At 58.7% G+C, this 20,235-nt stretch carries 25 protein-coding genes and 1 other RNA gene; 16 read left to right on the top strand and 10 right to left on the bottom strand.

Going from position 1 to position 20,235, the window contains the following annotated elements:
- Window positions 1–191 precede the first annotated feature (191 nt).
- The 7 genes from ACOYXE_RS23860 to ACOYXE_RS23890 all read left to right on the top strand — a co-directional run bounded on the left by ACOYXE_RS23860 (window position 192) and on the right by ACOYXE_RS23890 (window position 8,341).
- On the top strand, window positions 192–899 hold the full coding sequence (locus ACOYXE_RS23860; protein ID WP_160059844.1) for a FadR/GntR family transcriptional regulator: 708 nt from the start codon (window positions 192–194) through the stop codon (window positions 897–899).
- A gap of 120 nt (window positions 900–1,019) precedes the next feature.
- Window positions 1,020–1,349, top strand: a complete 330-nt coding sequence (trxA, locus tag ACOYXE_RS23865; protein ID WP_003206727.1) for a thioredoxin TrxA — start codon at window positions 1,020–1,022, stop codon at window positions 1,347–1,349.
- Between the two features lie 249 nt (window positions 1,350–1,598).
- The gene (gene rho / locus ACOYXE_RS23870) at window positions 1,599–2,858 is read left to right on the top strand and encodes a transcription termination factor Rho (protein WP_003229334.1); all 1,260 of its coding nucleotides are present in this window, start codon (window positions 1,599–1,601) and stop codon (window positions 2,856–2,858) included.
- Window positions 2,859–2,998: 140 nt separating this feature from the next.
- Window positions 2,999–4,960: an acyltransferase family protein gene (locus ACOYXE_RS23875; protein WP_160059843.1), complete on the top strand. Its 1,962-nt coding sequence runs from the start codon at window positions 2,999–3,001 to the stop codon at window positions 4,958–4,960.
- 80 nt (window positions 4,961–5,040) lie between these two features.
- Window positions 5,041–6,507, top strand: a complete 1,467-nt coding sequence (gene ubiD / locus ACOYXE_RS23880) for a 4-hydroxy-3-polyprenylbenzoate decarboxylase (protein ID WP_008081413.1) — start codon at window positions 5,041–5,043, stop codon at window positions 6,505–6,507.
- Window positions 6,507–7,475 carry a CDP-6-deoxy-delta-3,4-glucoseen reductase gene (locus ACOYXE_RS23885; protein WP_160059842.1) on the top strand — a complete coding sequence of 323 codons (969 nt, stop codon included), beginning with the start codon at window positions 6,507–6,509 and terminating at the stop codon, window positions 7,473–7,475. Before ubiD ends, ACOYXE_RS23885 begins: the two co-directional genes overlap by 1 nt.
- Before the next feature lie 197 nt (window positions 7,476–7,672).
- On the top strand, window positions 7,673–8,341 hold the full coding sequence (locus ACOYXE_RS23890) for a gamma-glutamylcyclotransferase (protein WP_160059841.1): 669 nt from the start codon (window positions 7,673–7,675) through the stop codon (window positions 8,339–8,341).
- On the opposite strand, the gene glpT is transcribed toward ACOYXE_RS23890, so the two are convergent.
- Window positions 8,317–9,666, bottom strand: a complete 1,350-nt coding sequence (glpT, locus tag ACOYXE_RS23895) for a glycerol-3-phosphate transporter (RefSeq protein ID WP_016985912.1) — start codon at window positions 9,664–9,666, stop codon at window positions 8,317–8,319. The genes ACOYXE_RS23890 and glpT overlap by 25 nt on opposite strands.
- 223 nt (window positions 9,667–9,889) lie before the next feature.
- Between glpT and ACOYXE_RS23900 the strand changes: the two genes are divergently transcribed.
- Window positions 9,890–10,507 (top strand): flagellar basal body-associated protein FliL, encoded by a 618-nt coding sequence (locus ACOYXE_RS23900; protein ID WP_405122678.1) that lies wholly within the window; start codon window positions 9,890–9,892, stop codon window positions 10,505–10,507.
- Between the two features lie 187 nt (window positions 10,508–10,694).
- A complete protein-coding gene (locus ACOYXE_RS23905; RefSeq protein WP_460926737.1) occupies window positions 10,695–11,309 on the top strand; it encodes an energy transducer TonB in 615 nt (204 codons plus the stop codon).
- Window positions 11,310–11,351: 42 nt separating this feature from the next.
- Here the strand turns inward: ACOYXE_RS23905 and ACOYXE_RS23910 are convergent, their stop codons facing one another.
- The 4 genes from ACOYXE_RS23910 to ACOYXE_RS23925 form a co-directional block, all read right to left on the bottom strand.
- Window positions 11,352–11,624 (bottom strand): bacteriocin immunity protein, encoded by a 273-nt coding sequence (locus tag ACOYXE_RS23910; protein ID WP_160059838.1) that lies wholly within the window; start codon window positions 11,622–11,624, stop codon window positions 11,352–11,354.
- Window positions 11,621–11,992 (bottom strand): HNH endonuclease signature motif containing protein, encoded by a 372-nt coding sequence (locus tag ACOYXE_RS23915; RefSeq protein WP_405122680.1) that lies wholly within the window; start codon window positions 11,990–11,992, stop codon window positions 11,621–11,623. The genes ACOYXE_RS23910 and ACOYXE_RS23915 overlap by 4 nt, the downstream gene beginning before the upstream one ends.
- The gene (locus ACOYXE_RS23920) at window positions 11,961–12,431 is read right to left on the bottom strand and encodes a hypothetical protein (protein WP_405122681.1); all 471 of its coding nucleotides are present in this window, start codon (window positions 12,429–12,431) and stop codon (window positions 11,961–11,963) included. The genes ACOYXE_RS23915 and ACOYXE_RS23920 overlap by 32 nt, the downstream gene beginning before the upstream one ends.
- Window positions 12,432–12,583: 152 nt before the next feature.
- On the bottom strand, window positions 12,584–13,561 hold the full coding sequence (locus ACOYXE_RS23925; protein WP_160059836.1) for an NADPH:quinone oxidoreductase family protein: 978 nt from the start codon (window positions 13,559–13,561) through the stop codon (window positions 12,584–12,586).
- A 150-nt stretch (window positions 13,562–13,711) separates the two neighbouring features.
- On the opposite strand from ACOYXE_RS23925, the gene ACOYXE_RS23930 reads away from it, so the two are divergent.
- Window positions 13,712–14,119, top strand: a complete 408-nt coding sequence (locus ACOYXE_RS23930; RefSeq protein ID WP_034151993.1) for a flagellar basal body-associated protein FliL — start codon at window positions 13,712–13,714, stop codon at window positions 14,117–14,119.
- Between the two features lie 141 nt (window positions 14,120–14,260).
- On the opposite strand, the gene ACOYXE_RS23935 is transcribed toward ACOYXE_RS23930, so the two are convergent.
- Complete coding sequence (locus ACOYXE_RS23935) at window positions 14,261–14,713, bottom strand: EVE domain-containing protein (protein ID WP_160059835.1); 453 nt, start codon at window positions 14,711–14,713, stop codon at window positions 14,261–14,263.
- Between the two features lie 198 nt (window positions 14,714–14,911).
- Here ACOYXE_RS23935 and ACOYXE_RS23940 point away from each other — a divergent pair, with 198 nt between their 5' ends.
- Complete coding sequence (locus tag ACOYXE_RS23940) at window positions 14,912–15,067, top strand: hypothetical protein (RefSeq protein ID WP_007911192.1); 156 nt, start codon at window positions 14,912–14,914, stop codon at window positions 15,065–15,067.
- 36 nt (window positions 15,068–15,103) lie between these two features.
- Here ACOYXE_RS23940 and ACOYXE_RS23945 read toward each other — a convergent pair whose 3' ends face one another.
- Window positions 15,104–15,667 carry a 5-formyltetrahydrofolate cyclo-ligase gene (locus ACOYXE_RS23945; protein ID WP_460929879.1) on the bottom strand — a complete coding sequence of 188 codons (564 nt, stop codon included), beginning with the start codon at window positions 15,665–15,667 and terminating at the stop codon, window positions 15,104–15,106.
- On the opposite strand from ACOYXE_RS23945, the gene ACOYXE_RS23950 reads away from it, so the two are divergent.
- On the top strand, window positions 15,626–15,748 hold the full coding sequence (locus tag ACOYXE_RS23950; protein ID WP_460926738.1) for a hypothetical protein: 123 nt from the start codon (window positions 15,626–15,628) through the stop codon (window positions 15,746–15,748). The genes ACOYXE_RS23945 and ACOYXE_RS23950 overlap by 42 nt on opposite strands.
- A gap of 40 nt (window positions 15,749–15,788) precedes the next feature.
- Here the strand turns inward: ACOYXE_RS23950 and ssrS are convergent.
- From ssrS to ACOYXE_RS23965, 3 genes are all read right to left on the bottom strand, one after another.
- Window positions 15,789–15,967, bottom strand: a non-coding RNA gene (gene ssrS, locus ACOYXE_RS23955) — 6S RNA.
- A 30-nt stretch (window positions 15,968–15,997) separates the two neighbouring features.
- The gene (locus tag ACOYXE_RS23960) at window positions 15,998–16,315 is read right to left on the bottom strand and encodes a cell division protein ZapA (RefSeq protein ID WP_034151990.1); all 318 of its coding nucleotides are present in this window, start codon (window positions 16,313–16,315) and stop codon (window positions 15,998–16,000) included.
- Window positions 16,312–16,521, bottom strand: coding sequence for a TIGR02449 family protein (locus ACOYXE_RS23965; RefSeq protein WP_007911197.1), 210 nt, complete (start codon window positions 16,519–16,521; stop codon window positions 16,312–16,314). Before ACOYXE_RS23965 ends, ACOYXE_RS23960 begins: the two co-directional genes overlap by 4 nt.
- A gap of 125 nt (window positions 16,522–16,646) precedes the next feature.
- Here ACOYXE_RS23965 and ACOYXE_RS23970 point away from each other — a divergent pair, with 125 nt between their 5' ends.
- Genes ACOYXE_RS23970 through ACOYXE_RS23985 form a run of 4 tightly spaced genes read left to right on the top strand, consistent with a single transcriptional unit; the run spans window position 16,647 to window position 20,231 of the window.
- The gene (locus ACOYXE_RS23970; protein ID WP_160059833.1) at window positions 16,647–17,207 is read left to right on the top strand and encodes a YecA/YgfB family protein; all 561 of its coding nucleotides are present in this window, start codon (window positions 16,647–16,649) and stop codon (window positions 17,205–17,207) included.
- A gap of 27 nt (window positions 17,208–17,234) precedes the next feature.
- Complete coding sequence (gene pepP / locus ACOYXE_RS23975; protein WP_116028461.1) at window positions 17,235–18,569, top strand: Xaa-Pro aminopeptidase; 1,335 nt, start codon at window positions 17,235–17,237, stop codon at window positions 18,567–18,569.
- Window positions 18,566–19,753, top strand: coding sequence for a 2-octaprenyl-6-methoxyphenyl hydroxylase (ubiH, locus tag ACOYXE_RS23980; protein WP_160059832.1), 1,188 nt, complete (start codon window positions 18,566–18,568; stop codon window positions 19,751–19,753). The genes pepP and ubiH overlap by 4 nt, the downstream gene beginning before the upstream one ends.
- Window positions 19,746–20,231, top strand: a complete 486-nt coding sequence (locus ACOYXE_RS23985) for a DUF4442 domain-containing protein (RefSeq protein WP_160059831.1) — start codon at window positions 19,746–19,748, stop codon at window positions 20,229–20,231. Before ubiH ends, ACOYXE_RS23985 begins: the two co-directional genes overlap by 8 nt.
- Window positions 20,232–20,235 lie beyond the last annotated feature (4 nt).

Raw genomic sequence — 20,235 nt, forward strand, 5'->3', positions numbered from 1 at the left:
GTGGCTTTCGTCGTGGCAGGCCGCGGTTTCAGCGGGTTTGTTCGGTCTTACTGGTCTGAACAGTCAGGTTGTTTTTCGCACCGCTATCGCGCATCGCTCCGCAGCACCGAACCCCGCTGGGGCACGACTTGCCGGACTCGGCGAATAGCTTTACAACTAGCCGCACATTGGCCTGGCGCGTCTGAAAAACCATGAATTCGATTTCCCGTGCAGTACCCGAAGTGGCGCTGCAAGCGATCCGCAAACTGATCACCGAGCAGGGTTTCGGCGCGGGCGATGCCTTGCCGTCGCAACGGGATCTGGCGCTGCAACTGGGCGTCAGCCGGGCGTCGTTGCGCGAGGCACTGTCATCGTTGAGTGCGCTGGGCGTGGTCAGTATTCAGCCGGGCAAAGGCGTGTTCGTGCAGTCGCCGGTGGAGCTGTCGCGCGGCGAAAATGCACCGGGTTGGTCGTTTGCAGCGCAGGCGTCGCCGCTGGATATCTTTCAGTTGCGCTATGCGCTGGAAGGTTTTGCGGCGGGACTGGCGGCGGTGACCTTGAGCACGTTCGATCTGGATGCGCTGGAAGACAATGTTGCGGCCATGCGTGACCAGTTGAAGGCCGGCGACTTCGACGCCGCCGCGAAACTCGACTTCGAATTCCACCGGCGCATACTGTTGGCCAGCGGCAATCAGGCGATGCTGAACATCCTCACGGCCAGCGCCGAGATGTTCCTGGAAAGCCAGAAACTACCGTTCATCCGCGCCGAGCGCGCCATGGAGACCTGGCAGGAACACCGCAAGATTCTGCGGGCCCTCGCACGCCGGGCGTCCGCTGCGGCGCAAAAAGCCATGCAGGAACACGTGCGCAACGCCGCACTGCGCACCGGAATTTCCTTCATCGCCCCCGCCACGGCGTGACTTGAGCTATACCCAAACTCATCGAGTGCCATAGCAAGACTCAATCAACTGCGGCTTCCTGAACAGGGGAAGGGCGGCTATGATGGGCCACGTTTTTTTGCTTACAACCTGGAGAATTCCATGAGCAGCGATCTTATCAAACACGTTAGCGACGCTAGCTTCGAAGCCGACGTACTCAAGGCCGAAGGCGCTGTCCTGGTCGATTACTGGGCTGAATGGTGCGGTCCTTGCAAAATGATCGCTCCGGTTCTGGACGAGATTGCCGAGACTTACAAAGGCAAGCTGACCGTTGCCAAACTGAACATCGACGAAAACCAGGAAACCCCGGCCAAGCACGGCGTGCGTGGTATCCCGACGCTGATGCTGTTCAAGAACGGCAACGTTGAAGCGACCAAAGTCGGCGCCCTGTCGAAGTCGCAACTGGCGGCTTTCCTCGACGCCAACATCTAAGCGTCGCTGTAAAGTGCCTGAAAAAAAGCCCCGCAATTAGCGGGGCTTTTTGCGTATTCAGGGCTAGACGCTCCGAAACTCAGGTGGTACATTCGGCCCCGCACTGGTTTCTCCATTGCCCCCTGCTAGCCGTCGCCGACGCACTCCTTTTCGAATTAGTTCGCGATCCTGTCGCCTTCTCTGCGGCGCGGCCTCATTAAGCCAAAAGCTTAATTTCCCCCCCTCCATAAATGATTACGTCATTCCTATATGAATCTGACTGAACTCAAGCAAAAGCCGATTACCGAACTGCTCGAATTGGCCGAACAGATGGGCATAGAAAATATGGCCCGTTCGCGCAAGCAGGACGTGATTTTCTCCCTGCTGAAAAAGCACGCGAAAAGCGGCGAGGAAATCTCCGGTGATGGCGTGCTGGAGATTCTCCAGGACGGCTTCGGCTTCCTGCGCTCCGCTGACGCTTCCTATCTGGCCGGCCCGGACGATATCTACGTTTCGCCAAGCCAGATCCGCCGCTTCAACTTGCGCACCGGTGACACCATCGTTGGCAAGATCCGCCCTCCGAAGGAAGGCGAGCGGTATTTCGCTCTGCTCAAGGTCGACACGATCAACTTCGATCGCCCGGAGAACGCGAAAAACAAGATTCTCTTCGAGAACCTGACCCCGCTGTTCCCGACCGTGCGCATGAAGATGGAAGCCGGTAACGGTTCCACTGAAGACTTGACCGGTCGTGTGATCGACCTGTGCGCTCCGATCGGCAAAGGCCAGCGTGGTCTGATCGTCGCACCGCCGAAAGCCGGTAAAACGATCATGCTGCAAAACATCGCAGCGAACATCGCTCGTAACAACCCTGAAGTTCACCTGATCGTGCTGCTGATCGACGAGCGTCCGGAAGAAGTAACCGAAATGCAGCGCACCGTGCGCGGTGAAGTGGTTGCGTCGACCTTCGACGAGCCGCCGACCCGTCACGTACAGGTAGCTGAAATGGTGATCGAGAAGGCCAAGCGCCTGGTCGAACACAAGAAAGACGTGGTGATCCTGCTCGACTCCATCACCCGTCTGGCCCGTGCCTACAACACCGTGATCCCGAGCTCCGGCAAGGTATTGACCGGTGGTGTCGATGCCCACGCCCTCGAGAAGCCAAAGCGTTTCTTCGGTGCTGCGCGTAACATCGAAGAAGGCGGCTCGCTGACCATTATCGCCACCGCGCTGGTTGAAACCGGCTCGAAGATGGACGAAGTGATCTACGAAGAGTTCAAGGGTACCGGCAACATGGAACTGCCTCTGGATCGCAAGATCGCCGAGAAGCGTGTGTTCCCTGCGATCAACATCAACCGTTCCGGCACCCGCCGCGAAGAGTTGCTGACCGCCGACGACGAACTGCAGCGTATGTGGATCCTGCGCAAGCTGCTGCACCCGATGGACGAAGTGGCTGCCATCGAGTTCCTGGTCGACAAGCTGAAGACGACCAAGACCAACGACGAGTTCTTCTTGTCGATGAAGCGCAAGTAATACGAAACACGTTTGAAAAGGAGCGCCCGAAAGGGCGCTTTTTTTTTGCCTTGGATTATTTGTATCTGGATTGAAGTTTGCGCGGCTGATAACTTCGCGCCTTCAAGGGATTTTGTATCCAGAACAGGTAAGGTTTTTTCATGCACACGTTTGGCAATCGCCGTGATATCGACGGATTACGGGCACTGGCGGTTATTCCCGTCGTACTGTTTCATTTCGGATTCACTACATTCAGCGGCGGTTTTGTCGGCGTTGATGTGTTCTTCGTCATTTCCGGCTTTCTGATCACCTCGATTCTGTTCCGCGAAATCAGCGCACAGCGTTTCAGTTTTCTGGATTTCTGGGGCCGTCGTGCCCGGCGTATCCTGCCGGCATTGACCGTCGTGGTTATCGTGACGCTGGCATTGGGCTGGCTGCTGCTGACGGCCAAGGACCTTGCCGAACTGGGGCGAACGATTCGTTACCAGTCGCTGTTCATTTCCAACATCCTGTTCATGCGTGAAGACGGCTACTTTGCGCCGGCGTCGGAGCTCAAACCACTGCTGCATACCTGGTCGCTGGCGGTGGAAGAGCAGTACTACATCTTCTTCCCGTTGATGATGGTGTTGCTGATGCGCTATGTCCGCCATTGGCGCTGGATGTTGTTTGCCGTGCTGCTGGTGTCGTTCGGCTTGAACATCATCTACATCGAGCGCCGTCCGGAGTTTGCCTTTTTCTCGTTGCCGACCCGCGCGTGGGAGCTGCTGTGCGGGGCCATGCTGGCGGTGATGCCCGTGCCCAAGCATGTCGCGCGGCCGTGGCTGCGTCAGTGTGTTGGCCTGGCCGGCCTGGCGGCGGTGCTGGTGGCGGTGTTCACATTCGACAAGTCCACGGTGTTCCCGGGCTGGGCAGCATTGCTGCCGGTATTGGGCACGACGGCGCTGATCTGGTCTGGCGCACAGGGCCCAACGTGGGCGGGCCGGTTGTTGAGTGTCCGCGTTCTGGTTTGGATCGGCCTGCTGTCCTACTCGCTGTACCTGTGGCACTGGCCGGTTTACGTGTACGCCAATGCGATCTCCATCGATGGCATCCAACCGCTGGAGGCGCTCGGCTGGATGGCACTTGCGTTGGCGCTGGCCTGGCTGAGCCTGCGTTACATCGAGCTGCCGTTTCGTGAGAAACGTGTATTCGCCAGTCGTAACTCGGTGTTGGTCGGCGGTCTGGTGTCGATCACCGTGCTGGCGATCACCGGCTCGGCGATTCGCTCGGCAGACGGCGTTCCGCAGCGTCTGACCGGCAAGGCGCTGGAATATGCGCAATCGCGCGAGTGGAACGCCGGGCAGTCGAAGTGCATGCACTTGAGCACGGACAAGGCACTGACCAAGACCTGCCTTGTGGGCGGTGATCAACATATTACGGCGACCAAAATGTTCTGGGGCGACAGTCACGCCGCAGCGTTGTTGCCAGCCATCGAAGGCAATGCCGGACGCAACGTGCAGCCGGTGTGGCTGTACAGTTTGACCGGGTGCCCGCCGATCATCGATGACCACTTGCGCCCGCAGTGCAAGGACTTCAACCAGCGCAACATGGACCGCGTCACGAGTCTGGGGATCAAGGACGTGGTGCTGGCGGCGAACTGGAGCCTGTACGTTTATGGTCGTGAAGACGGCGATGGCGATCTACAGTTCCTGCTTGATCGCAAGGACAACCCACGCCAGGCAGAGCAGCGCATGGCCGCCGCCCTCAAGGCGCAAGTGGCCGAGCTGCGTGAAGCGGGAGTGCAAGTCTGGCTGTTCAAGGAAGTGCCGCTGCAACACAAGAGCTTCATCGACCGTCTGACCAGTCTGGCGCGCATCGGCCGTTCGGCAGAAGGTCTCGGTCGCCCGCTCAACGAACACTTGGCTCGCCAGCAGTTTTTCACGTCGTTGTTCGGCTCGATGAGCGCCGCTGATTCCGGCATTCATGTCATCGATCCGACGCCGTTGATGTGCAAGGACGGCTTGTGCGCTATCGATGTCGACGGCCACTCGCAGTACAAGGATGCCGATCATCTTTCGGACGTTGGCAGCGCCAGACTGAGCCCGTTGTTTGCGCCATTGATGCTGGGCACCAGCGACAATTGAATGATGCCAGGCTCTGACGGGCTGCTGTTTGCCCGTCAGAGCAGGTAGGATGTACGCCTATTTTGAGGGTGCCATCGTCAATGAAATTCAAGGATCTTCGGGATTTCGTGCAGCAGCTTGAGCAGCGCGGAGAGTTGAAACGCATCCAGATTCCCGTCTCGCCGGTGCTGGAAATGACCGAGGTGTGCGACCGCACGCTGCGGGCCAAGGGCCCGGCGTTGCTGTTCGAAAAGCCCACCGGCTACGACATCCCGGTACTCGGCAACCTGTTCGGCACCCCAGAGCGGGTGGCCATGGGCATGGGCGCCGAGTCGGTCAGCGAGCTGCGCGAAATCGGCAAACTGCTGGCCTTCCTCAAGGAACCCGAGCCGCCGAAGGGCTTGAAGGACGCGTGGTCGAAGCTGCCGATCTTCCGCAAGATCATCTCGATGGCGCCGAAAGTCGTCAAAGACGCGGTGTGCCAGGAAGTGGTCATCGAAGGCGACGATGTCGATCTGGCGATGCTGCCGGTGCAGACCTGCTGGCCCGGCGACGTCGGCCCACTGATCACCTGGGGCCTGACCGTCACCAAAGGCCCGAACAAGGAACGCCAGAACCTCGGTATCTACCGTCAGCAAGTGATCGGCCGCAACAAGGTGATCATGCGCTGGCTCAGCCATCGTGGCGGCGCTCTCGACTTCCGCGAGTGGTGCGAGAAGCATCCGGGCCAGCCGTTCCCGGTGTCCGTTGCATTGGGCGCGGACCCGGCGACCATCCTCGGCGCGGTGACGCCAGTACCGGACAGCCTGTCCGAATACGCTTTCGCAGGGCTCTTGCGCGGCAATCGCACCGAGCTGGTCAAGTGCCGTGGTAACGACCTGCAAGTGCCGGCCACTGCCGAGATCATCCTCGAAGGCGTGATCCATCCGGGCGAAATGGCCGATGAAGGCCCGTACGGCGATCACACCGGTTACTACAACGAAGTCGACAGCTTCCCTGTGTTCACCGTCGAGCGCATCACCCACCGGATCAAACCGATCTACCACAGCACCTACACCGGCCGTCCGCCTGATGAGCCGGCGATCCTTGGCGTGGCGCTGAACGAAGTGTTTGTGCCGATCCTGCAGAAGCAGTTCCCGGAAATCACCGACTTCTACCTGCCGCCCGAAGGCTGCTCTTATCGCATGGCCATCGTGACCATGAAGAAGTCGTATCCGGGGCATGCCAAGCGCGTGATGCTCGGTGTATGGTCGTTTTTGCGACAGTTCATGTACACCAAGTTCGTTATCGTTACCGACGACGATATCAACGCCCGCGACTGGAACGACGTGATCTGGGCCATCACCACGCGCATGGACCCCAAGCGCGACACGGTGATGATCGATAACACGCCGATCGACTACCTCGACTTCGCCTCGCCGATCTCCGGCCTGGGTTCGAAAATGGGCCTCGATGCCACCCACAAGTGGCCGGGCGAAACCACTCGCGAGTGGGGCCGCGTGATCGTCAAGGACGACGCCGTCACCCAACGGATCGATGCCATCTGGAATCAGTTAGGAATAGATTGATGCGTGTAACCCTGCAGCCCTCCGGAGCAGTGCTTGAGATACAGCCCGGTGAGCGGATTCTCGACGGCGCGCGGCGTCTGGGCTACGAATGCCCGCAAAGCTGCCGCAACGGTAATTGTCATGTGTGTGCGGCGTTGCTGGTTGAAGGCCGCGTCGCCCAGGAGGGCAAGGTCCACGACCACGGCGAGTTCTACACTTGCATAGCCGAGCCGCTGGAAGACTGCATCCTGCTGTGGGATGGCGTGCTCGCGCCGGGAGAACTGCCGGTGCGCAGCCTGTCGTGTCAGGTCATCGAGTGCCGCGACGTGGGTGGTGACACCTGGCGTGTGCGTTTGCGCGCGCCGGCCGGCAAGCCACCGCGCTATCACGCCGGGCAGTATTTGATGATCGAGCGCGAGAACGGTGAGAAATCAGCATTCTCCATGGCCTCGGCGCCGCACGGCGGACGTGATCTGGAAATCCATGTGCTGGCGCGCGAAGCCAGTGCATTGAGCCTGATCGAACAGCTGCAACGCAACGCTATGGTGCGCGTCGAGCTGCCGTTCGGTGATACGCATCTGGCTGAATTGCCCGACGGGCCGCTGGTGCTGGTCGCCGCCGGTACCGGCATGGGCCAGATTCACGCGCTGATCGAGCATTGCCGCGCCAACGGCTTCAAACATCCGGTGCATCTGTACTGGGGCGTGCGCCGTCCGGAAGATTTCTATCAGATCGAACATTGGGACGAATGGCTGAAATTGCCCAACCTGTTCCTGCACAAAGTCGTCAGCGATCAATGCGGTTGGGAAGGGCGCTGCGGCATGCTGCATGAGGCGGTCTGTGAAGACTTTCCCGACCTGAAACCTTTGCACGTCTACGCCAGTGGCTCGCCAGCCATGGTCTACGGCACGCTGGACGCGTTGGTTGAAGCGGGGATGGACGCTCATCAAATGCGCGCAGACGTGTTCGCTTACGCCCCTCGCTCCTGAATCCGTTATAACTCTCTATATAGCCGATCGGTATTTATCTAATTGCATAAATACCGCTAGGTTATATATCAATCAGGCAATCAATTAAGAACTGTGCCATGGCACTCAAATTGCCTTAAAACATATGTGCCTTATTGTTACAGCGGTGCGTTCTATTAAGTAATTCTTCACCCGCGGGGAGCTGAACGCTATTCGCCATGAGCGCCATTGAAAACGCTTTTCTGAATCTGAATTACCCTCCGCGGCTCGATCTTGGGCCGCAGCTGACGCACGAACAACTTCTCGCTTCCATGCAATCGACCATGGCGCGCCACAAGGGCGGGCCGGTGTGGCTGTTCGCCTACGGTTCGCTGATCTGGCGGCCGGAATGTTCGGCGGTGGAGCGGGTTCGCGGGCGCGTACATGGCTACCATCGCGGTTTGTATCTGTGGTCGCACGAGCACCGCGGTACGCCGGAAATGCCCGGTCTGGTATTTGGTCTGGATCGCGGCGGTTCGTGCAGCGGCTTTGCCTATCGCTTGCCGGAAGACAATCTGGATGCGGCGCTGTATGCGCTATGGAAACGCGAGATGCCGGTGCCATCCTATCGGCCACACTGGCTCAACTGCCGTCTTGCCGACGGTAGCCAGGTGCAGGCCTTGGGATTTGTATTGGAGCGACACCTGCCCAGCTATGCCGGCAACTTGCCGGATCACGTGCTGAGCCAGGTGTTCGAAAGCGCCAGCGGGCGTTACGGCACCACTCGCGATTATGTCGAGCAGACCGCCCACGCCCTGCGCAGCCACGCCATGCCAGACCGCAATCTGGAGGCGCGGCTCAAGCGCTGTCAATCACAGTCCGATCAGGCGACGGCTTCGCGACTCTGACTGGCGACTTGCTTGTGCCATAGCGTCGGGGCCAGGAAGGCCATCGCCAGCAGGCAAGCGCCGACCAGCAGCACGAAACCACCGTCCCAGCCGAAATGGTCAACGGTGTAGCCCATCGCGGCACTGGCCGCGACCGAACCGCCCAGATAACCGAACAGACCAGTGAAGCCCGCCGCAGTGCCAGCGGCTTTCTTCGGTGCCAGCTCCAGCGCCTGCAGGCCGATCAGCATCACCGGGCCGTAGATCAGGAAGCCGATCGAGAACAGCGCGATCATGTCGACGGTCGGGTTGCCGGCCGGGTTCAGCCAGTAAACCAGGGTCGCGACAGTCACCAGTGCCATGAACACCATGCCGGTCAGGCCACGGTTGCCACGGAAGATCTTGTCCGACATCCAGCCGCACAGCAGCGTGCCCGGGATACCCGCCCACTCGTAGAAGAAATAGGCCCACGAGGTTTTATCCACGGTGAAACCCTTGGCTTCCTTCAGGTAGGTCGGTGCCCAGTCCAGCACGCCATAACGCAGCAAGTAGACGAAGACGTTGGCCATGGCGATGTACCAGAGCATTTTGTTGCGCAGCACGTATTTGACGAAGATCTCTTTCGCGCTGAATTCGTCTTCGTGGCTGGCGTCGTAGCCTTCCGGGTAATCGTTCTTGTACTTCTCGATCGGCGGCAGGCCGACCGATTGCGGGGTGTCGCGCATGGTGATGAACGCGAACACGGCCACGCCCAGCGCCACGGCTGCCGGTACGTAGAACGCCGCGTGCCAGTCGTTGAACAGGCCCATGCCGAGCAGGAACAACGGGCCGATCAGGCCGCCGCCAACGTTATGCGCCACGTTCCACACGGAAACCACGCCGCCGCGTTCCTTTTGCGACCACCAATGCACCATGGTCCGGCCACTTGGCGGCCAACCCATGCCCTGGGCCCAACCATTGATGAACAGCAGAATGAACATCATGGTCACGCTGGACGTTGCCCACGGCGCGAAACCGAAAATGAACATCACCCCAGCCGACACCAGCAGGCCGAACGGCAGGAAGTAACGCGGGTTGGAACGGTCGGACACCAGGCCCATGAGGAATTTCGACAAGCCATAAGCAATGGCGATCGCCGACATCGCCAGACCCAGGTCGCCGCGGCTGTAGCCTTCGTCGATCAGGTACGGCATGGCCAGCGAGAAGTTTTTGCGCAGCAGGTAATAACCCGCGTAGCCGAAGAAAATACCGGCGAAGATCTGCCAGCGCAGGCGTCGGTACGTGCTGTCTATTTTTTCTTCAGGCAATGGAGCCTGATGTGCGGCAGGACGAAAGAAAGCAAACATTCAAGAGCTCCAGATTTCTTGTTTTGACTGCGGATGCGAATGTTACAGTTTCGTTACCGAAAATAGCACCGGTTCGCATCGAGCAAATAGCGGAAAATGTTGGAAGTCGCATGTTCTTTTACGAACCTGTCGCTCAGCTGTAAGAACAGGGCGTTTTTGTGGCGGTCGAGACGTTGTGACTTAGACTCGCGATCAATCGACCGACTGATCGCAGAGAAAAATGATGGCCGTGAAAGTTCGCATGTTGCTGCCCAGATTGCTGGTTGCGGTAGCGCTCACTGTTGCAGTGCTGGCGCTGAGTTATGCGCAGGATTCTGCGGCGCCAGGTTTACGCAATGTCACTGTGCTGATCATTCGCCATGCGGAAAAGCCTGAGGTGGGTCGTGAACTCAATGCCCGGGGCGAACAGCGCGCCGCTGCCTACGCCGACTATTTCACCTCGCTGCAGCTGGACGACCAGATACTCACGCCCCACCGTCTGATCGCGACCGCTGACAGCGCGCAAAGCATCCGCCCCCGGCAGACCCTGATTCCGCTGTCGCAGCGCCTGCAACTGCCGATTGAACAGCCGTTTGCCAATAACGACGTCGACAAACTGGTCAGCTCTCTGCGCAAGAGCAATCAGGCGAAAACCGTGCTGATTGCCTGGCACCACAGCCATATCAACAAACTGATTGCCGCCTTCGGCGGTGATGGCCCGATGCTGATCGGCCAACCGAAATGGCCGGTGGATGTTTACGACTGGCTGGTTGTTCTGCGCTTCGATGACAAGGGGCATTTGATCCAGTCGCGAAGCGAGAAGGTTCAGGAACAACTGATGCCCGGCGATGTTGCAGGCTGAAGCGGTAAGAGGATCCGTCAGAAAAGTTACCTTTGAGCATTCGCGTGGCGTGATCGCCCGATTTACCGTCGTGCGTTGGGAAATGTCCTGCACCCAACGCAGAAGTTGCGCCATTCAGTTAAGCGTCATTGCTCCGTAACCTTTGTGCTGTTGCCGGGATTGGCATTCGAGCGCTAGGGGGTGGGGCATGCGGTGGATTGTGGCGTTGTTTTTGTTGTCGGTCAGCGGTGTGGTGCAAGCGGCGGGAGCGCTGTTGATTCCCGAAGACAACCCACGACCCATTTATCCATTGGCATTGTTCCGGGCGGGGGTTACGGGAGAGGTGAAAGCCCGTTTCGTCGTCAGGGCGGACGGCTCTGTCAGCGAAATCAGCATTCTGAAAAGTGACCACCCCGATCTGGCTGAAGCGGTCAGAGTTGCGCTGGCGCAGTGGCGTTTCAAGCCTTGGGCCGTTGAGGAGGACAAACCCGAAAAGCAGGAAGTCGTCGCGCCGATGGTCTTTCGGCTCGATCTGGATCAGCCCATTCATGTCAATCAGCAACTGAAAGTTTTGCGATGCCGTTCGGTTAACGAGAATCTGGCGAATATTGCTGAGTATTCATGGATCGATTCGGCGGCGTTCGTACAAACCCGAGCCTATCTTACGAACGTCTTCCACAAGACTCAGCTGCCGGATGAACAGCGTCTGGCGATGATTGCGAAGATGAACAAGCGAGTTTCGATGATTGTGAGGAGTTGTCGAGAGAGTCCAACGCGCAAATTTGTGAGTCTGCTGCCTGTGGAAATTCGTGAGTTGCTTTGATTCTTAGCTAGACAGCGCCACAGAGTGTGGCGCTATTTTTTATTACTCTGGTTTAAAGCCAGGTTTGCCGTTTGCTAGGCGCCATTCTTTGATTTCTTCGAGCGCTCCTTCTGGGCTATCTTCGCGTCCTATTGGACGAGTTAAAACCAGCCGTTTCCTTGGATGTTCTGTTACTTTTTCAAAATGCCGCATCCGCCTGGAGGAATACTCACTATAGGCATCGCCCGAAAGACCACTGTCATTCTCGAAGAAGCCTCTTAAAAAAGTTAAGAATTCTACCTCTGTGTAATCCTCTAACTTATCTTTGAAATTCATTGTGGATTACCTTTTTTATGCAATTCTACGTGCGCTTTTGGAGTTAGGATGCTTAGGTTTTCCAGACCGTATACTTCTCCGCCATCAGCAATTCGGTGCTTGTGGTGTATTTCAATTTTTTCTCTGCCGCCGACGGTGTCCAAAGGCTCCGCATAAGGTGCTGCGCCGTTGGCCATTTGCTCCAAATCAACTTTACCGAACTGTCGCCTTAGTGACCCATCCGCTGCAACCGCTTTCCAGAAGCTTTCCCTGAATCTATCAAAATTCCTAAACTCCTGACCACGCAACTGATCGGCAATCTGTGCAGGAACCGGCGAGCCACTTGCTTGTGCCGCGCTACCCAACCAATTGTTGCCAACCACCTGCATTTGCTCTTGCCTGGTTATTGTTTTGCTCAAGGGTTTTTTTATGTATCAAGTAGGTTAATGCTGTTTGTTGGCGGGTAAGTGCTTCGACAGGCGTAATGCCGTGCACACCACCCAAGTTGGCAGTGATTGTAATGATCTCGGATTGAAGAGTGGCAGCAAGCTGACTGGATTTTATCTGGTGATCATTAGCGATAGTTGCCTTGCTGGCTTCAATTTTTTGAATCGTTTGCGAAATGATGATGGCTTCATTGATGTCGGCGATGTCTTGGTGAGATAACTGGCTGAATAAGTCTGAGCCGGTTCGGCTTCTATTTCTCGTTCGCCCAGTGCGGTCGTATCCCCCGCCCGCATTCGGTGAGTAAGTTGGCGTTTTGTAAGGGTTGATTTCTGTTAGGCCTAAAGGTAGGGGCTGGCCCGGTTGCCAGTTTTGATCACTCATACAGTTACTCCTTGTGTCTGTATGTGATCAAACTACTGTGATCTGCTGTAACGACTGCGGTATATAGTTACTACCGGTTATTAGTTATTAGTGGTAACGAAAGTTTTAAAAAAAAACGGCCGGATAAACCCGGCCTTACTGGTGAGAGTCCTTCAGCGCACCTGCACCACCACCTTGCCCACCGCCTTGCGCTGGCCAAGGTCATTGATCGCCTGCGCCGCATTGCTCAACGGGTACACCTGCGACACCAGCGGTTTCAACTTGCCCTCGGCGAACCAGCCGAACAACTGCTGAAAGTTCGCCGCGTTATCCTGCGGTTGGCGCTGGGCGAAGGAGCCCCAGAACACCCCGAGCACCGCTGCGCCTTTGAGCAGGGCGAGGTTGACCGGCAGTTCCGGTATGCGTCCGCTGGCGAAGCCGACCACCAGCAGACGACCGTTCCAGGCGATGGCGCGGATAGCTTGATCGAACAGATCGCCGCCGACTGGGTCGTAGATCACATCGGCGCCCTGGCCGTCGGTAAGGCGTTTGATTTCATCCTTGAGGCTGGTTTCGCTGTAATTGATCAGCTCATCAGCGCCGGCAGCTTTGGCCACCGCGAGTTTCTCGGCACTGCTGGCGGCAGCAATCACCCGGGCGCCCATGGCTTTGCCGATTTCCACGGCAGCCAGGCCGACACCGCCGGAGGCACCGAGCACCAGCAGGGTTTCGCCCGGTTGCAGGTTGGCGCGCTGCTTGAGCGCGTGCATCGAAGTGCCGTAGGTCATGCTGAAGGCCGCGGCGATGTTGAAGTCCATCGACGGCGGAATCGGCAGCACGTTGTAGCCTGGCACCGCGACCTGTTCGGCGAAGCTGCCCCAACCGGTCAGGGCCATGACCCGGTCACCGACCTTGAGGTGGCTGACCTTTTCCCCGACTTCGCGGACCACGCCCGCTGCTTCGCCACCCGGCGAGAACGGGAAGGGCGGCTTGAACTGGTACTTGCCCTCGATGATCAGCGTGTCCGGGAAGTTGACCCCGGCGGCGTGCACGTCCAGCAGGATTTCATTCTTCTTCGGGGCGGGGCTGGCGACCTCTTCCAGCGCCAGCGATTCGGCAGGGCCGAAGGCTTTGCACAGCACGGCTTTCATCAGGGCTATTCCTTTGGGAGTGATGGCCGATAAGTGTAGGTGTGTCAGTCAACGGGTCAACGAGCATACCCGGCCCTGATAGTCAGCCATAAGCTTGTGCTTGCGCGGCGGGTCGTTATGCTAGGCCGCAAACCGGATAAGGAGCGAATTGTGAAAGCGTGGATCATGTTGTTGCTGGCCCTGTCTCTGCCTGTGGCAGCGCTGGCCGAAGAAGCCAAAGAAGGCGAGGCGCCGAAGGTAAGCTACATCACCCTGAGCCCGCCGTTTGTGGGTAACTACGGGCTGGATGGCACACCGAAGCTCAAGGTCTACAAGGCTGACGTGGCGCTGCGTGTGACGGGCGAAGAGTCGGCGAAACTGGTCAAGGCCAACGAACCGTTGATCCGCAATCAACTGGTGGCGCTGTTTACGCAGCAGACCACCGAGGCGATGGGCAGCATCGAAGGTAAAGAGAAGCTGCGTCAGGAAGCGTTGAAGCAGACTCAGCAAGTGATGAATGACGAGACCGGCAAGCCGGTGGTTGAGGACCTGTTGTTCAACAACCTGATCATTCAGTAAGACTTCTGCTGTCCGGGCGGGCCTCTTCGCGAGCAGGCTCGCTCCCACAGGTTCTTCGGTGGATGCAAAAATGTGCATCATCACAAATCCACTGTGGGAGCGAGCTTGCTCGCGAAGGCAATCTCTAAGGCGAAGGATGATTCAAGGTTTCAACGCCATCACTGCAGCCCATTGCTCCGCCGTCACCGGCATCACCGACAATCGTGAGCCCTTCTGCACCAACGGCATCTCCGCCAGCGCCGTCTGCTGCTTCAGATAATCCAGCTTCAACACCCGCGCAAACGTCTCGACGTGTTCAACGTCAATCGCACTCCAGGCATTCTTCTCCGGCGTCGCCTTCGGGTCGAAGTAATGACTCTCCGGCTCCAGTGCGGTGGGGTCCGGGTACGCCGCCTTGATTATCTTGCCAATCCCTGCAATCCCCGGCTCCGGGCAGCTGGAATGATAGAAAAAGAACTCATCGCCCACCGCCATCGCGCGCAGGAAGTTGCGTGCCTGATAGTTGCGAACCCCGTCCCAGCGTGCCTTGCCGAGTTTTTCCAGACCTTTGATCGAGAGTTCGTCGGGCTCGGACTTCATCAGCCAATAGGCCATGGTTTTTTGCTCCTGAAACGGTCATTGGGCAGGTTGTCGGGCAATTTTATGACAAACCGACAGTCGGTTGACGTCAGCGTTTGCGCGCAGGTTCACGTTGTCGCAAAATGCCGGCCTTTAAAGCTTGACGCTGCTGCACGGCCTACAAACGGAAACCGCTGCTGTCATCGTGATGATGTGCCTTGAGGGGGGCAATCGATGAAACGCAAACCGGATTTACTATGGACTTTGGTAATTTTGTTTGGCCTGGGCGTCGTGACCACGGGTTACGCACAAAGCCTGTGGGCGAACAAGGCCGACGCGCCGATAGAAGTTGCACAGCAAGTACAACAGTCGACAGCCTTCAAACGCTGAAACTGCTTTCCCGACGCCGCTGATCTGCGCGGCGTCCTATCCTGCGAAATACCACGCCTTGTCGCTGACCGTGCCTTGTAACGGTACATCCCAGCTCGCCTGCGCCAATCGCTCGACCTTCTGACACTCATGGGCCAGCCCCAGCAACGTCGGCTTGCGCCAGTTTTTACGGCGGGCCAGATAGGCCAGACTGCGATCATAGAAACCGCCGCCCATCCCCAGGCGTCCGCCGACATCGTCAAACCCTACCAACGGCAACAACACCAGATCCAGTGCCCAGACCTTGCGTTGCTGCGCCAGATTGGCGCGCGGCTCGAGAATGCGGAAGCGATTGGGTTTGAGTTTTTCGCCGGGACGAATGCGCTGAAAGACCATTTTGGTTCGTGGCCAAGCGCTGAGTACCGGCAGATAGGTAGCTTTGCCCCGACGTTGAGCCTCACGCAGCAGCAGGCGCGGATCGATTTCACCGTCGGTGGGTAAATACAGAGAGATATGTCTGGCCCGGCGAAAATGCGGGTCTTGCGCCAATTGCCGGTACAGGCCTTTGGCGGCCTCGCGTTGTTCGCTTTTGCTCAGCGAACGGCGCGCCTTGCGCAGCAGGCGGCGGAGTTGCGGGCGGGGCAGCAGCGCGGGTTCGGTCATGGTTCGGCTTCGGCAGGTTGGACGAAAACGTACGCATAAAAAATCCGATGGCGGTTTTCACCGACATCGGATTCGAATCAGGCTCCCCGGATGAACCGCTGTCAACTTAGCCCTTGAACCCGAAAGTTCAAGGTGGAAGATGCAGTAGACTTTAAGGCTTTCCGTCTAGCGGACATGCACACCAGCCCAACGTGCAACTTCCAGGGTAGTGCGAATCGGCTCAGGGACATCGTCAACTGGCAAGCACCCCAGGGAGTGCCACGAGTATACCGCAAGCGGCCAGTCGAATCAGCCCTTGGTGGTGTTCTGATCGTCGGCCAGCACCAGATCGACACGATCGAGCAAGTCACGCACCTGTTCTCGGGTCGAACCGCTGGCCTGGATATCCGGGCGCTCTTCTTTGTGCAAGAGGTCATGGGTGATGTTCAGCGCGGCCATCACAGCAATGCGATCGGCACCGATGACTTTGCCGCTGCTGCGGATTTCGCGCATCTTGCCATCCAGGTAGCGCGCGGCGCTGACCAGATTGCTGCGTTCTTCCTGCGGGCAGATGATCGAATACTCTTTGTCGAGGATCTGCACGGTAACGCTATTGCTTGAACTCATGAGTCTTGCTCCAAGGCCTTGAGGCGCGAAATCATCGATTCGACTTTACGCCGGGCGATTTCGTTTTTTTCAATGAGGTGAGCGCGTTCCTCGCGCCAGGTCTTTTCCTGAGCTAGTAAGAGTGCATTTTGACTCTTTAGTTGCTCGACTCGGCCAATCAGCAGTTCGAGTCTGGCCATCAGCGCTTGCAGGTCGGTGTCTTCCATTGTGTCCACGTGTTCGTCTGATGGGTGGTAGCTGGCGGACAGCCTTTAATAGTCTTGGCGAGTCTGTCGATGTAGGATACAAGGCCTTCATTCTAGACATAGCGCCGTCTGGCGCCTAGCTGCCCATGACCATTGCGAATTCCCCGTACCAAGCCTTTGCCACCCTGCTGACTGCCAGCGGCCATAACGTCTCGCCTGCCGAACTGCACGGCGTGCTGCTCGGGCGCAGTTGCGCCGGTGCCGGCTTCGATAACGAAGGCTGGCTGATCGACGCCGCCGAACTGCTCGAAGGCGACATCCAGGACAACGTCCGCAACGCCCTGATCGGCCTGCAAGAGATGGTCAAAGGCGAGCTGACCGGCGACGACGTCACTGTCGTTCTGCTGCTGCCGACCGATGACGCACCGCTGGCCGACCGCGCCGCTGCACTGGGCGAGTGGTGCCAGGGCTTCCTCAGCGGGTTTGGCCTGAACTGCCGCGACAGCAGCATGCTCAGCACTGAGGCCACCGAGGTGCTGCAGGATCTGGCTGCCATTTCCCAAGTGCAAGACGCCCTGGAAGAATCCGAAGACGGCGAAACCGACTACATGGAAGTCATGGAATACCTGCGCGTTGCGCCGCTGCTGCTGTTCTCGGAAACCAAGAAAGCCGACGTGACGCCAGCCGCCAAGCCGTCGCTGCATTAATCGCGTGCCAGGGAACGCCATCTGCCCATGACCCATATCCCGAAAGCGGAATACAGCCGTCGCCGCAAGGCCCTGATGGCGCAGATGGAGCCCAACAGCATTGCGATTTTGCCCGCCGCCGCGGTGGCGATTCGCAACCGCGACGTCGAGCACGTCTACCGCCAGGACAGCGACTTCCAGTACCTCAGTGGCTTTCCCGAGCCGCAAGCCGTCATCGTCTTGATGCCCGGCCGCGAGCATGGCGAGTACGTGCTGTTCTGCCGTGAGCGCAACGCCGAACGCGAACTGTGGGACGGCTTGCGCGCCGGGCAAGAGGGCGCGATCCGCGACTTCGGTGCCGACGACGCTTTCCCGATCACCGACATCGACGACATCCTCCCCGGCCTGATCGAAGGCCGTGACCGGGTGTATTCAGCGATGGGCAGCAACCCTGAATTCGATCGCCACCTGATGGACTGGATCAACGTCATCCGCTCCAAGGCGCACCTCGGCGCCCAGCCGCCGAACGAATTCGTTGCCCTGGATCATCTGCTGCACGACATGCGCCTGTATAAATCGGCGGCAGAAGTGAAGGTGATGCGCGAAGCCGCACGGATCTCGGCGCAGGCGCATATCCGCGCGATGCAGGCCAGTCGGGCCGGGCTTTACGAGTACAGCCTCGAAGCCGAGCTCGATTACGAATTCCGCAAGGGCGGAGCGAAAATGCCGGCTTACGGTTCGATCGTCGCCGCCGGGCGCAACAGCTGCATCCTGCATTACCAGCAGAATGATGCGCTGCTCAAGGACGGTGATCTGGTGCTGATCGACGCTGGCTGCGAGATCGATTGCTACGCCAGTGACATCACTCGTACCTGGCCGGTCAACGGCAAGTTTTCGCCCGAGCAGAAAGCGATCTACGAATTGGTATTGGCCTCGCAGGAAGCCGCATTCGCCGAAATCGCCCCGAACAAACATTGGAATCAGGCGCACGAAGCCACGGTTCGGGTGATCACCACAGGGTTGGTGAAACTCGGTTTGCTGCAAGGCGAGGTCGACGAATTGATCGCCAGCGAAGCCTATAAAGCGTTTTACATGCACCGCGCTGGCCACTGGCTGGGTATGGATGTGCATGACGTCGGCGAGTACAAGGTCGGCGGCGAATGGCGCGTGCTGGAAGTCGGCATGGCGCTGACCGTGGAGCCGGGCATCTACATCGCTCCGGACAATCAGAACGTTGCGAAGAAATGGCGCGGCATTGGCGTGCGCATCGAGGACGACGTGGTGGTGACCAAAACGGGCTGTGAAATCCTCACCAGCGGCGTACCGAAAACCGTCGCAGAAATCGAAGCGCTGATGGCACAAGCAAGGACACACGCGGCATGAGTCGAGTCAATCTGGCAATCATCGGTGGCGGTCTGGTCGGCGCCAGTCTGGCGTTGGCCTTGCAGGCCGGGGCCAAGGCGCGTGGCTGGAAGATCGTGCTGATCGAACCGTTCGCTCCCGGCGACAGCTGGCAGCCGAGCTACGACGCACGCTCGTCGGCGTTGTCCTTCGGTTCGCGGCAGATTTATCAACGCTTGGGCGTGTGGCAGGAAATCTCCCGCCGCGCCGAGCCGATCAAACAGATTCACGTCTCCGACCGTGGTCGTTTCTCCACCGCGCGCTTGTCGGCGATGGAAGAGGGTGTGCCGGCGCTGGGTTACGTGGTGGAAAACGCCTGGCTCGGCCAATGCCTGTGGCAGCACGTCGACAAAGACGTGATCAGCTGGCGTTGCCCGGCGGAAGTCACGCGCATGGAGCCGCTGCCCGATGGCTATCGCCTGACCCTCAATGATGAAACCACCCTTGAGTGCGACCTCGCGGTGCTCGCCGATGGCGGTCGCTCCGGTCTGCGCGAGCAGTTGGGCATCAACGTGCGCCAGCGTCCGTACAACCAGAGCGCGCTGATCGCCAACATCACCCCGAGCGAAGCGCACAACGGCATGGCCTTCGAGCGCTTTACTGACGAAGGGCCGATGGCGCTGCTGCCACTGCCGGAAAACCGCTGCGCTCTGGTCTGGACCCGTTTGGGCATGGACGCGCAGCGCTTGGCCGATCTGAGCGAGCGCGATTTCCTCAGCGAATTGCAGGGCGTGTTCGGTTACCGCCTCGGCACGTTGAAACAGGTTGGCGCACGACATCTTTATCCGCTGACGTTGGTCGAAGCCGAAGAACAAGTGCGCTCGCATCTGGCTGTACTCGGCAACGCGGCGCACAGCCTGCACCCGATTGCCGGGCAGGGTTTCAACCTGTCGCTGCGCGATGCCGATGCCTTGGCCGCTGCATTGCTGGCGAGTGACAAACCTTTGGGCGACTTCGCCACATTGCAGGCTTATCGCGAGCGTCAGCGTCTCGATCAGGATCTCACCGTCGGTTTCTCCGATCAGGTCACGCGCCTGTTCGGCAGTACGCAGCCGCTGGTTTCGCTGGGCCGTAATATCGGCCTGCTCGGCCTCGATCTGCTGCCACCGGCCAAGCGCTGGTTTGCGCGTCAGGCCATGGGCTTGGGAACGCGTCCGGATGCTTAAGTGGCTGACCGCTAAATTCGGCAAAGCGCGATTGATGCGCTGGGTGATGACGTTCTACCCGCCGTACCTCGGCGCCGGTGTGCGGGTTCGGCACATCAGCGATGACTTTCGCGATGTGCAGGTGTCGATGGGCCTCGGCTGGTACAACCGCAATTACGTCGGTACCCAGTTCGGCGGCAGCCTGTATTCGATGGTCGATCCGTTTTTCATGCTGATGCTCATGGAGAACCTTGGCTCGCGCTACATCGTTTGGGACAAGGCAGCCGACATCGATTTCATCGCGCCGGGCAAAGGCCCGGTGTTCGCCCGGTTCAGCATCGACGAGACACTGCTCGCCGAGATTCGCCGGCAAACCGCCAATGGCGAGAAATACCTGCCACAGTTGCAGGTCGACATTCATGACGGCGCCGGCAATCTGGTGGCGCGGGTCGGTAAAACCCTTTACGTGCGGCTCAAGCCGCAAGCGAGACAGGCTTAAAGCA

It is taken from the genome of Pseudomonas sp. MC6, from assembly GCF_054790575.1.